This window comes from Fischerella sp. PCC 9605 (assembly GCF_000517105.1).
Taxonomy (GTDB): domain Bacteria; phylum Cyanobacteriota; class Cyanobacteriia; order Cyanobacteriales; family Nostocaceae; genus PCC9605.
In genome coordinates this window covers 1311685-1324136 of sequence record NZ_KI912149.1, presented here as the reverse complement: position 1 = coordinate 1324136, position 12452 = coordinate 1311685, and the positions used below count along the sequence as shown (strand labels likewise).

The 12452-nt window shown below is 40.3% G+C and carries 14 protein-coding genes; 5 read left to right on the top strand and 9 right to left on the bottom strand.

The features are described 5' to 3' along the window. The first annotated feature begins 93 nt into the window (after window positions 1-93). Together FIS9605_RS0120740 and FIS9605_RS44235 are read left to right on the top strand one after the other, a co-directional pair. Entirely contained in the window at window positions 94-378 is a 285-nt protein-coding gene (locus tag FIS9605_RS0120740; RefSeq protein ID WP_026734304.1) for a YiaA/YiaB family inner membrane protein, read from the top strand. Between the two features lie 13 nt (window positions 379-391). Further along, complete coding sequence (locus FIS9605_RS44235) at window positions 392-556, top strand: hypothetical protein (protein ID WP_197036098.1); 165 nt, start codon at window positions 392-394, stop codon at window positions 554-556. A gap of 105 nt (window positions 557-661) precedes the next feature. On the opposite strand, the gene FIS9605_RS0120735 is transcribed toward FIS9605_RS44235, so the two are convergent. From FIS9605_RS0120735 to FIS9605_RS0120725, 3 genes are read right to left on the bottom strand one after another with little or no spacing between them, the layout of a single operon-like run. Further along, a complete protein-coding gene (locus FIS9605_RS0120735; RefSeq protein WP_026734303.1) occupies window positions 662-1123 on the bottom strand; it encodes a ferredoxin in 462 nt (153 codons plus the stop codon). Next, window positions 1123-1509, bottom strand: coding sequence for a DUF1257 domain-containing protein (locus FIS9605_RS0120730; protein ID WP_026734302.1), 387 nt, complete (start codon window positions 1507-1509; stop codon window positions 1123-1125). Before FIS9605_RS0120730 ends, FIS9605_RS0120735 begins: the two co-directional genes overlap by 1 nt. 44 nt (window positions 1510-1553) lie before the next feature. Further along, on the bottom strand, window positions 1554-1763 hold the full coding sequence (locus FIS9605_RS0120725) for a DUF2997 domain-containing protein (RefSeq protein WP_026734301.1): 210 nt from the start codon (window positions 1761-1763) through the stop codon (window positions 1554-1556). Window positions 1764-2489: 726 nt separating this feature from the next. On the opposite strand from FIS9605_RS0120725, the gene bioU reads away from it, so the two are divergent. Beyond that, entirely contained in the window at window positions 2490-3512 is a 1023-nt protein-coding gene (gene bioU / locus FIS9605_RS0120720; protein ID WP_026734300.1) for a (S)-8-amino-7-oxononanoate synthase BioU, read from the top strand. A 102-nt stretch (window positions 3513-3614) separates the two neighbouring features. Here bioU and FIS9605_RS0120715 read toward each other — a convergent pair whose 3' ends face one another. The 6 genes from FIS9605_RS0120715 to FIS9605_RS0120685 all read right to left on the bottom strand — a co-directional run bounded on the left by FIS9605_RS0120715 (window position 3615) and on the right by FIS9605_RS0120685 (window position 9939). Next, window positions 3615-5009: an EH signature domain-containing protein gene (locus FIS9605_RS0120715; RefSeq protein ID WP_026734299.1), complete on the bottom strand. Its 1395-nt coding sequence runs from the start codon at window positions 5007-5009 to the stop codon at window positions 3615-3617. Next, window positions 5006-5659 carry an OmpA/MotB family protein gene (locus tag FIS9605_RS0120710; RefSeq protein ID WP_026734298.1) on the bottom strand — a complete coding sequence of 218 codons (654 nt, stop codon included), beginning with the start codon at window positions 5657-5659 and terminating at the stop codon, window positions 5006-5008. The genes FIS9605_RS0120715 and FIS9605_RS0120710 overlap by 4 nt, the downstream gene beginning before the upstream one ends. A gap of 514 nt (window positions 5660-6173) precedes the next feature. Further along, window positions 6174-6533, bottom strand: a complete 360-nt coding sequence (locus FIS9605_RS0120700) for a hypothetical protein (RefSeq protein WP_026734296.1) — start codon at window positions 6531-6533, stop codon at window positions 6174-6176. A 307-nt stretch (window positions 6534-6840) separates the two neighbouring features. After that, complete coding sequence (locus tag FIS9605_RS0120695; protein ID WP_026734295.1) at window positions 6841-7389, bottom strand: hypothetical protein; 549 nt, start codon at window positions 7387-7389, stop codon at window positions 6841-6843. A gap of 95 nt (window positions 7390-7484) precedes the next feature. Continuing rightward, entirely contained in the window at window positions 7485-8696 is a 1212-nt protein-coding gene (locus FIS9605_RS0120690; RefSeq protein ID WP_026734294.1) for a type II secretion system F family protein, read from the bottom strand. A 115-nt stretch (window positions 8697-8811) separates the two neighbouring features. Then, on the bottom strand, window positions 8812-9939 hold the full coding sequence (locus FIS9605_RS0120685; RefSeq protein ID WP_026734293.1) for a type IV pilus twitching motility protein PilT: 1128 nt from the start codon (window positions 9937-9939) through the stop codon (window positions 8812-8814). A 68-nt stretch (window positions 9940-10007) separates the two neighbouring features. On the opposite strand from FIS9605_RS0120685, the gene FIS9605_RS44230 reads away from it, so the two are divergent. Together FIS9605_RS44230 and FIS9605_RS0120680 are read left to right on the top strand one after the other, a co-directional pair. Then, entirely contained in the window at window positions 10008-10361 is a 354-nt protein-coding gene (locus FIS9605_RS44230; RefSeq protein ID WP_197036097.1) for a hypothetical protein, read from the top strand. 39 nt (window positions 10362-10400) lie between these two features. Continuing rightward, entirely contained in the window at window positions 10401-12446 is a 2046-nt protein-coding gene (locus tag FIS9605_RS0120680) for a recombinase family protein (protein WP_026733148.1), read from the top strand. Window positions 12447-12452: the final 6 nt, after the last annotated feature.

The following is a 12452-nucleotide window of genomic DNA, read 5'->3' as shown; positions in this document are numbered from 1 at the left end:
AGTCCAGTTGCCAAACTGTCTTTATTGCACATTCCAGCAACAGTAATAATCAATACAATGACGATTAAATTCGTCTCCTCCAAGGTCGTGAATATGCAAACACTTGGCCCCCAACAAAAAGATAGTGCAGCTTGGATTTTTCAAACATGGGCTGCTTTTTTACTATCAATTTCCATGACCACTGTTGGCATTGTGAATTTGCCCGTGGATAGCTGGGTGAAAGGTTTTATGGGCATGGGTATGGCTTTTTCAATTGGTTCAACTTTTTCTTTGGCGAAAACTATGAGAGATTTACATGAAACCAAAAAACTCACTGCCAGAATTGATGAGGCGAAAGTCGAAAGGTTGTTATCTCAACACGATTCTTTAATCAAGTGAAGTTGCTTGCACAATGCGATGTCCTTCTCATACTAAGTTGCAGTCAAAGATAGTACTTCCCTCACCCCGCCTGTCGCTTCCCCTCTCCCAAATTGGGAGTGGGGAAGGGGAGAGGGCACGAATTACTATTGCTATGTCTGAACGCAACCTGCTATCAAATAGAGCGATCGCTGTATAAATTCCCGCTAATTTATTGTTTTACTTATCGGTGTCCCAAACAGTATAAAAAGATAGGGCTGGATATTCCAGCCCTATCTTTTTATTATTTTTGAACCAGTTCAATTTAATAACGAGATTTCTTGTGTTTTGATTTTAGTTTTTTGCGTCGTCGCTCAGAAGCTGCAACAGCACCTTCCACTGGATAGCCCACTACAGGTATTACCTGATATTTACGCTCCTCTTCTAACCGTTTCAGTTCGGTGTAATCAATCCAGTGGATGCAATCAACCGGACAAGTATCAATTGCCTCTTGAATGACTTCCTCCGGATCGCCATCTTGGCGCATTGCCCGCGATCGCCCATAATCTGGTTCAATATAAAAAGTATTACGGGCAACAAAGGCACAGTGCTTGCAACCAATACAGGTGAGTTCATCCACATAAACACCTTTTTGACGCAGCGTTCCCCCTAATTCAGGCTCTAAACCAGAGCGTTCTGGGGCTTCCCGCAAAAAGCCACCTAGTTCTGGTTCTAGACCAGATCGGTTATCTTCCTGCTCTTCCGGCGACGGCACAAAATCAGACATTACGCACTCCAGCGCTGTACTACCAAGCGAATGGAACCATCTTCATTTTTTTGTTGTTCAGCAACTTGAAAGCCCACACGTGCTGTCTCTTTCACGACTGTGTTGTAAGCATAACGCTGAGTTACCTGACGCAAAAATCCTTCTACAGACAAGTTCTGTTGCCAATATTGTAAGTCAGCTACCAATTCGTATTCTTTGCCATTCCATTTGAAGCCGATATCGTAGCCATTGTCCTGTTCGATAGTAATCTCGGCAGCATGAGTTTGATCGCGATAGCCACGTACTTCACGCGGGCCCTTCTTCCAGTCTATGCCCAAGTCAGTGAGAGCATCTTGCAAAGATTCAAGGTTACGAATCTGGGTTTTGATTTGGCTAAAGTGTGACATGGTGGTTGTAAATCAACTAAACTAAACTATGTTTGTTTGCAAACTTACCAATCACTGAAAGCGGTTTGTGTATTTACCACTCCAGACTGTTGGACTTTGGCAGCGAAAAATTCTGAGGTTGGCTGTTGACTAAGTACTTGTCCTAGCTGTGCTTCTATTGCTGCTGTCACTTCAGCGCACGAAGCACCCACTATGCCAGTGACTTTTTCTTGTACGCGACCATCTGGATAAATGATGAATTCTAATGTCTCCATGCTTTTGGCCAACCACAAATAGTACTCTCGGAATGTACTGCTCCAGCAAAAGGCTAAAAATATAGCTATTAGGAACGGCATTTTTCCTTAGCTACAAAATTAGCTATTTGTTAACTAATGTTCCATCTCTCAAAATATATATCTCAGAAACTTTACAAAAATTATTAATCTTATTAGTCAACACATCTGTTACATGTAAGTTTCTCTTAACCTAATCGAGAAGTCAAGCTCAAAAGTTAACTGCCAAGGAAATCGTAAAAGTCTGTAAAACAAGCAGCAAAAGTCTTTGCAGAAGTAGAGAGAGCGAGAAATTCCAAGAATTATTGAAAATATTTATCATTATCATTAGCTGTGTTCGACAAAATTGAGCCAAAAGCATAACGTAGAAAATTTTCAAAAAATGATAAAAATCAAACAAATAGGGATAAATGACTGCAAAATAGTAAATTTTTAAGGTAGAATTATATATTTTTTTGGTTTTTGGGCATAAACGGTTCTGAAATGGAATAACCCAAAATAATAAAACTTTGTTCAGGTGATGATCCTAGTCCACAAGTATCAGGTGCATAAACTGCCCTGTATGTATCTACAGCCACAAGCTCAAATTAATCATTTAGCAAGAAAGTATGCTTATGCCAACGTGTACAATACCTCCTGTGGAGGTAGGCAAAGCAGGGAATCATCTAAAGTTAGGCTTAGATTTTGATTCAACTCAGCTAATTAATTATGGATGCAGAGCAAGTAATGGGTTCTACTAATTTTCCAACAACGATACGTGTCGGAGTACTGGGCTTTGGCGGATTAGGACAGGCAGCAGCCAAAGTACTTGCCCCAAAACGAGAAATGATTCTAGTAGCGGCAGCAGATAACAAAGGTTATGCTTATGCCGCTGAGGGTTTAAATGCCCAAGAGTGCATTGCGACATATCAATCTCACGGTTCAGTTGGTTATTTAGAACCGTTTGGTACATTAACCAACCGTAGCATTAAGGATTTAATAGAAAACGATCATCCTGTAGATGGATATTTTCTGGCTTTACCAAACTTACCCAATGATTTTATCGCCTCTGTAGCCAAGCAATTTATCGAGTCTGGCTGGCGTGGGGTATTGGTAGATGCGATTAAGCGTACTAGCGCAGTTGAACAACTACTGACACTGAAAGAAGAATTGCAAGCCGCAGGCATTACCTACATGACAGGATGCGGCGCAACACCAGGACTATTAACGGCAGCCGCAGCACTGGCAGCCCAAAGCTACGCTGAAATTCATCGAGTAGAAATTACCTTTGGGGTAGGCATTGCTAACTGGGAGGCTTACCGCGCCACCATCCGCGAAGATATTGCCCACATGCCTGGTTACACTGTGGAAACAGCCAGGGCAATGACAGATGCAGAAGTAGAAGCACTCTTGGATAAAACTAATGGTGTGCTGACGTTAGAAAATATGGAACATGCTGACGACGTGATGCTAGAGTTAGCAGGAATTTGTTCGCGCGATCGCGTTACTGTTGGCGGTGTTGTAGATACGAGAAATCCCAAAAAACCTCTTAGTACGAACGTCAAGGTAACAGGCCGCACTTTTGAAGGTAAGATTTCTACCCACACCTTTACATTAGGCGATGAAACCAGCATGGCCGCAAACGTTTGTGGCCCAGCCTTTGGCTATCTCAAAGCAGGCATAACCTTACATCAACGCGGCATACACGGAATATTCACTGCTGCTGAAATTATGCCCCAGTTTGTCAGATAGGTTTGTAGTAAGCACTTTAGTGCTTAAAAATTTGAGGGCTTTAGCCCTCACTACAAACCTTCAAAATTGTTTAATAAATTACTATTATCATTCTAGAGTTCTTTAGTTACAGTAGCGTCTTGCTTCCTCCTCCAACCTTTTGATATCGCTTTCCCAGCGCTGAAGTTTGCTCCATCGCTCTGTTAATTGATATTCTGTAGGGGTTTGGGAAGGTTGTGTGCCTGGGTTCGGATAAATTCTCCTGCTTGCTAGCCATTGACAACAATAGTATTGCCAAAGATAAGCATGATCGTGTGTATCACCACCAAGACAACGAATTTGCTTAACAGATAGTTGATGTTGACCGAAAAGTATTTGTTGATTTTTTAAGTTCTTGGGAAATAAGCGAGTTTCACTACCTCTTCCACGAAAGAACTCTACCACAAACCACTCACCAAAATCGAAAATACAAATCTCTGTCGGGTTGCTACCGTCATCTTTTAAGATATCAACATCTCGTTTGATCTGACTTCCTATGGTATTGAATGTTTTTTGGGGAAGTAAAATGCGAATACGCTCAAAGCGATCGCTGTAAAATTTCCAAAATTCACTACGGCGTAATAGTTGATTTACCTCAAAGTCCTCTAATTGAAGTCTTTGCAAAATCAAACTTACTAACTTTTTAAAATCAGCATAATTAATTACTCCTATCCACTCTCTGAGTTTTTGTCTTGCTTGTTCTGAGAGTCTATGGATTTTTTCAGCGTTGCTATAATTTTCTTTAACCCATGCAACTAATGGTGGATACTTACTCGCTACTTCCTTAGATATGTGAATTAACAAATAGTTCACGGCGTTTACTTGATGCTCAGACAATGACATTTCATTTAAGCATCGTAATAGCCAGTTTACCTGTTGCTGATTTGTAAAAGTCAGAGAACAAAAATAGGGAACTATCTCTTCAATAAACTTTTTAAATGCTGCAATCCAAACTGGTAAATCATCATTAATTTCTGTAATTAATTCACTGGGAGTGAAATTGAGTTCACAAGCTATTTTACTGAGTTCTCTTCCTGTATTATTAGTACTAAGTGACCGAATTATTTTTACAGTTAGTATATCTTTGACATCTTCAATACTCAAAAATACATGAAAAGACTCTACAAAAGAAGATGCTAGATGATTTTGATTTTGGTCGTTATAGTACAGAGCTAAACGCCACAATAATTGACGTTGTAACCATGTATTATGAACAGCGTATTTCCAGATTAGCTCTGATGTTTTTCTACTAATTAACGAATTTTTATTATCCCATTCTGATTTGCCGTAAATGCAATAAATCCATTCTAGTCGACTAATGCTTTCTTCTTTTCCTTCTTGAACTTTTTTCAATATTTCATCAACAGTCTGTACAGAAATCTCTATCTTGGGTAATTGAGTAGTAAATTCGAGTAATTTTTTTGCTTGGGGATACACAGATAGAGAATAAGTAGGAGGTGAAGGAAAATTATCATTCATTTATTTTTATCCTGATATTTTTTGATATATGATTTATTGACTAATTCATCACTACGAAATTGTAAACGGAATAGTACTTTACGGTTAGCAGGGTTATCGCGAGTTTTATCAGCTTCAATTTCTCCTCTTCCTGCGGCTAAAATTTTGTGACTTAAAGATGATTTAGTGGTAAAATTCATATCATAAAATATGAATTTATATACTGATGAAACTCTAAGAACACTCAATTCCATATTGGTTTTATCATCTCCTTCAGAACTGGTGTGACCTTCGATCACAACACGAGAAACTTCGTTTTCTATTTCTTGTTTAGAGAAAATAACTCGACTATACACAGGAATAAATCTTCGGAGAAAATCTTTTCCTTGTGGCTTAAGTTCTGTGCTACCTTGAGCAAAGAGAATTGATTCTTGAATGCTAATATCTCCAGTTTCTGGGTTAACTTTGACATTAATGTTATTGCTTTTCATTTCTCCAATCACATTACCAATAACTACTCGTTTAGGCTCGTCAATTTGAGCTAACGCAGTGATAAAAAGCAGGACAAAAAACATTAACAATCCGGACATTAAATCACCGATGGAAAGATATGTACTTGCATCATCATCTTCGGTATTGCCTGATTCCGAATCCCATGTAAAGTTTTGCATTTTAATGATTTCCGTTGAAGTGGTTACGGTTATCAGTAGCTTTGACTAGAACATCAGCAGAATGATATAAGTTTTGACAAACTTGAGTTATTGCAGTATCTGCTTCCTTGAAAAAATGAGTGTGCGTATCTTCAAAATGTTGTGCCCAAGATTTTAAGGAATTTTCAAAAATTTTAGATAATTCCCTATACTCACTTTGCACTCCTCTAACTTGTGTCCCAATCTCACGAGCAATTTCTTGTAATTGTATTAGTCGTTGACTTGAATTTAGTCCAACAGCATTTACAACGACGAACTTTATCACTTCGAGGATTTGAATTTTTACGCTTTAGCCATTTATTCAAAATCTTAATAGCAGTTTGAGTTGTACGAAACTTCGACAAATAATCAAATACACTATAAAATTCAACAAAAATTGCCAATATTAATACAATAGCTGTTGCATAGTAAAAAGGAGTGTCATCCCAAATAATGTCCCAAATTTTACGGATATCCATATAGCACCTCTTTTGATTTATATTGATTGTTTGGTAAATTTACGTAATTCTTTCTCAGTGAGAAATTCTCTCGCTACTCTAACAGGGAGGTGTTCCGCATATAAGCGATCGCCTACCTTCTCTCGTAGTTGCAAACTGTAAATTTCCTCACCTACTTGATTAGATTCAACCGGATCGTTGACTAGATAAACTTTGCTAGGAGCATGTTCTCTTAGTAACCGCACCTGCAAACAAGTTTTTAAATCTCGTGTTGAAGTGGAGAGAGGAGAATCATCACCAAATAATTCCCGTGCAGCTTTCCAAGCATGATTAACTGCAACAATCTCTCTCACCAACTGTTCAACAGATGTCTTGCAAAGTTGTTCAATTTTATCCATCGGTATGTAGTCTTGATGCTTTGTCTCCGATGGTTTTATTGTTCCCGTAAAAGTATTGAATATAGCTTTAAACTTAAAAAATTATAAAAGTTTTATATAGCCCAATACGGTTCAGTTAAGGATTTTTGGTAGAAAAAATTGGTCTGTAGAGACGCGAAATTTCGCGTCTCTACAAAGGATTGTGAGCTTATTACCAAGCGTATTTTTATATAGCCCACACAGGCGAACTTTGTTTATCTATATACACTCTTGTTAAGTATTGATAGTTAAAAACACGGCTTAATCCCCAATACCCGATCCCCGATCCCTAATCCCTAATCCCCAATCCCTCTTCTTCCTCATCCAACATCAATTCTGGAGTTTGAACTACAAACGGTAAATCAGCGCCTAATATACCCCGCTTGATCCTTTCTAGTGTCTCTGGAAAAACCACAAACAGAGGATATATGGTATTTGTTCCCTCGCTTAAAATATGCTTGTAACGAGGAGGCATTAACCACTCATAGTCTTTGTCCAGACAAACTTGTGTTTGTCGCCAGCGTCCTAAAAAATCTGAAAAATCTTCATGGGGACGATGAATAAAGACAAGAATTTCGGCTTCCGTTTTGATTTTCCATTCCGGATCGCACATCAGAATTGCCACATCACACGGTAGGGAAATTGTCTTACCCGTGGTTGTTGCTTCCCCACGCAAACGCACAATTGGCAAAGGTATGGTGATGATGCTTTCGTCTGGACGCCGCAGACTGGGAATCATTTCTAAGTATGGACGATGTTGCTTGAGTAGGGCGATCGCACCAATATTATTGCTGTACTCAGCTAAACTCATTTCATAATGAGATTTTCTTAGGGTCATGATTAAAATTATGAAATATAAATTATTATTTTGATTTTTAAATGAAGGATGAAAAAAATAATGTTAATCTTTCATCCTTTATCCTTAATTTTCTCTTAGCCCAGCTTTTCAAATACCTTGAACAAAGGCAGATACATCGACATCAAAATAGTACCAACCATTCCCCCTAAAACCACAATCATAATTGGCTCTAAAACACTAGTTAGTGCCTTGACTGCCTGTTCTACTTCATCTTCATAAAAATCAGCAACTTTCATTAACATCCCATCTAATTCTCCAGTTTCCTCCCCAATACTAATCATCTGAATTGCCATAGGAGGAAAAACCTTCTCTTTTTGTAAAGCCAGACTAATCATCCCTCCTTGTTGAATTTCTGCACGCGCTGCATCTATAGCATTGGCAACTACCTGATTTCCGGAAGTATCCCGCACAATTTCCAAGGAAGTTAGAATTGGGACACCTGAACGAGTCAAAGCACCAAAAGTGCGGCTAAAACGGGCAACTGATGACTTTTGAATTAAGTCACCAAACAACGGCATTTTTAGAGAAATACGGTCGATTGTTTCCTTTCCAACACGAGTTTTGTAGTACTGTTTGTAAGCAAATGCTATTGCCATCAAAAATCCAACAAACACAAAAATTCGCCAACTTCGTAAAACTTCACTACAAAACATCATGAATTGAGTCAAGGGTGGTAATTCTGTTCCTAATTCCTCAAAAATTTTGGCAAAGATGGGAATCAGAAAAACCGTCATACCGACAAAGATGGCGATCGCTATAATACTGACAGCAACTGGATAAGCCATCGCTGATTTGATTTGGTTTTGTAATCGGGCAACATCTTCTAATAACTTGGCTAAGCGATTTAGTACTTCATCTAAAACACCACCAACTTCACCAGCCTGAACCATACTGACATACAACCCATCAAAGCAGTCAGGATGTTTACGCATTGCATCTGAAAGGTTTACCCCATTTTGAACTTCACCACTAATATCCAAAAGGGATTGTTTTAATTTAGGATTACTACACTGCTCGGAAAGTACCCCCAAGCTTCTGACTATTGCTACTCCTGCATTCACCAAGGCAGCAAATTGACGAGAAAAAACTGCTTTATCTTTAACAGAAACCTTGACTAATGATGTCTGAAATTTTTTCAGATCAAAGCCTTGAAATTTTTTCAGTTCTTGAACAACCAAACCCTGTTGTCTGAGGTTCGTACGGGCTTGTGCTAAATTTTCTGCAATAATTTTTTCGGTTCTTGATTTTCCTTGTGAATCTCGAACACGGGCAACGAATGTAGGCATTTCCTCTATCAGTGGAGAAGTTTACTATTAGTAGTGATTAGTTGTTGGTTATTAGTTATTTGGACATTACTAGCAAAATCCAAACAACAACAAACTACCAACAAACAACTCATTTTTAATGCGCTTTTACAGTTCCACCAGCACCGGGTTTTGTAGCGGTAAGTGGTGGCGCAGCACCGATGAGACGCTGCACTTCATCTGGCTTAGAAGTCTTAGACATTGCTGCTTCAAAAGAGATAGTTCCTGCTTTATACATATCAGCTAAAACTTTCTCCAGAGTTTGCATTCCTAATTTGCCGCCAGTTTGAATAGCCGAGTAAATTTGTGCTGTTTTGCCTTCACGAATCAAGTTAGAAATAGCCGGAGTAACTACCATAATTTCCTGCGCCATCACCCGACCAAATTCACCTGGTTTGGGATTCTTTTTCGGAACTAAGGTTTGGCTAAATACCGCTACCAGCGAGTTAGACAACTGCACTCGCACTTGGGTTTGTCTTTCATGGGGGAAAACGTCGATGATCCGGTCAACAGTCTGTGCTGCGGAACTGGTGTGCAAAGTACCAAATACTAGGTGTCCTGTTTCTGCGGCGGAAATAGCTAAGGAAATTGTTTCTAAGTCTCGCATTTCACCCACCAAGATAATATCTGGATCTTCCCGCAAAGCAGCTTTCAAAGCATTGGCAAAGCTCTTGGTATCTTCACTTAATTGCCTTTGGTGGATAAGACTTTTTATTGGTTCGTAAACAAACTCTATTGGATCTTCTACCGTCAAAATATGTTCTGCCCGGGTGCGATTAATCAAATCAATCATGGCTGCTAGAGTAGTTGTCTTACCAGAACCCGTTGGGCCCGTAACTAAAATTAGTCCTCGGGGCTTTTCTGACATTTCTCGCACTACATCAGGCAGACCTAATTTTTCAAAGTTAGGAATTTTAGAACTCAATGCCCGCAAGCAAGCAGCGTAGGTACCGCGTTCTTTGTAAACATTGACGCGGAAACGTGCTAATCCCTTTACACCATAAGAACAATCTAACTCCCAAGTCTGCTCTAATGTTTTGCGTTGGGAGTTATTAAGCATACTGAAAATCAACCTTTGACACTGATCGCCAGACAAAGGCTCATCGCCAATGGGAGTGAGTTTGCCACTGATGCGGAAATAAGGAGGCAAACCAGCGGATAAATGCATATCCGAGCCACCCATTTCAATCATTTGCTCCATTAAATCTTCAATCATCATTTCCATAGTTTTTTTCCTTTTTTATTTGTTGATTGTTGCTAGTTGATTGTTAGTGGTTAGTGGTTAGTAGTTAGTTGTTTTCAACGAAACCATTACTTAATGCCCATCTCAAGAACCCATCAGCAAACTTAACTGACATAGAAGTAACTGATGTGATGCACCCACTATTTGGGCGAAGGTTTGCAGTGATATCCATATCAACCCCGCCAAGTGGTGAGGGTCATGCGGTAGTAGCCTATCGAGGTCATATGCGCTTACGCATTCCTTTATCAGCAACCCAATTAGCTCTCCCAAAACAGTATTTACGTACTAAGCTCACATTAGAGAGTGTGACTGAGTTAGTCACGTTAGCCAAACAATGTGAGGTTTTATGTCAATCCCACCCCGTGAGATCTGGGAACGCCTCACCCCAGCACTCCAAGAAGTAATCACAGACGAACTACAAACCGTCTTCCAGGAGGTAATTTATGAGTACCTCAGAGCTAGTAACACTCCAACACCTGAACCGCAAAGCGATAATCTACATTCGTCAGTCTACCCCACATCAATTAATCAGCAATCAGGAGAGTTTGCGTCTGCAATACGCTCTGCGTCAGCGAGCTATAGAACTGGGCTGGTCGGATAATAACATTGAGGTAATTGACACTGATCTAGGTATTACCGCCGCCAGCGCAGAACAGCGACCAGGCTTTAAAGAACTGTTAGCCCAGGTAACTTTAGGATTAGTAGGGATTATCCTCTCTTATGATGTTACTCGCCTGTCACGTAATTGCTCAGATTGGTATCCCTTGCTGGACTTGTGTGGTTACAGAGGTTGTTTGATTGCTGACAGAGATGGGGTTTATGATCCAAGTAGTGCCAATGGTCGATTATTGTTGGGACTCAAAGGACAAATTTCCGAAGTAGAGTTGCATACGATTCGTTCCCGCTTAAGTGCTGGGATTCTTAGCAAAGCCAGGCGTGGTGAACTGGCACTCACCTTACCTGTGGGTTTGGTTCGTGATGAACTGGGAGTGGTGCAGAAAGACCCAAATCGTGAGGTGATTAACCGAATTAACTTAGTGTTTGAGATTTTTGGGCAACGTAAGTCAGCTTCCAAAGTGTTGCAGACGTTCAACAGTGAAGGGCTGTTGCTTCCACGGAGAAATCGCTTTGGTGATATTTTCTGGCGCAAGCCTAGCGTGGCAAGTATCATCTCAATTCTGAAAAATCCTGCCTACGCTGGTGCATTTGTATATGGACGTACACGTACTCTCAAACGTGGTTTGGTTTCAAATCAGCCACAACAAAAGCAATTGCCAATGGCCGAATGGAAAATCCGAGTCAATGACGTATATCCAGCTTACATCAGTTGGCAAACCTACGAGCGTAATCAGGCACAGCTTATGGATAATTATGCTGAGTATGACCGCAATAAAACTCGTGGTATCCCTCGCCCTGGTGCAGCATTACTGCATGGGATAGTTTACTGTGGTGAATGTGGTCACAAGATGGTTGTCCAGTACAAAGGCGCAACCCGCTATATTTGTAACTCCTTACGGCAGCAGTATCGTGTGCCTGTTTGTCAGTATATTCCTGCTGATGCAATTGATGAGTACGTAGTCAATGCCTTTTTAGAAGCTTTGTCAGTTGTAGAGCTAGATGCTTATCACAAAGCTGTCAAAACCCAACAGCAGTCTCAAGAGACAGTGGAACGAGCGCACTCTCAACAAATACAACGTTTACAGTATCAAGTAGCACTAGCAGAAAGACAGTTTAACCGGGTTGACCCGGATAACCGATTGGTAGCGGCCGAACTAGAACAGCGTTGGGAAAACGCTTTACGCGAACTAAAACTTGCCCAAGAAAACTATGCTCAACGTCAGCAGCCTCAAACAGTAGATCACCTACCAAAAGAACTCAAAACTGCTTTTATTAACATTGGACAAAGGCTCCCTGAACTTTGGCACAGTGGCACCTTGACACAAGTGCAAAAAAAATCTCTGCTACGCTGCCTCATTGATAAGGTCGTCATTCATCGTGTTGCACGTGATACAGTTCGCACTCGGATTATTTGGAAAGGTGGTGACACTACTAATGTTGACCTGCCAATCCCAGTTGGTTCATTGGCTGAACTCACCAATGCCCAGGAATTGGAAACTCAGGTTGTTAGTTTGAGCCAACAAAGTATTGATGACCAAGTTATCGCTCAACAACTGACGGCACAAGGTTATCGATCGCCACTATGCAAAACTCTCCTGCCCAGTACAGTCAAAACTATCCGGCTTAAACATCATATTTTTCAAAACCGTAGCCAGTCTCATCCCCGCGAGATTTCGGGTTATCTTACGGTTCCTCAAGTTGCCCAGTCTTTAGAACTTTCACCCCACTGGATCTACGATCGCATTCATAACGGAACGATCGCCATTAGCAAGGATGAATCAACCGGGCTTTATCTGTTTCCTAACCTTCCCGATACACTCTTACAATTCCAAAAGCTCAAAGCTGGAGAACTCCAGAACTTGCGTTTTTGAAAGGAG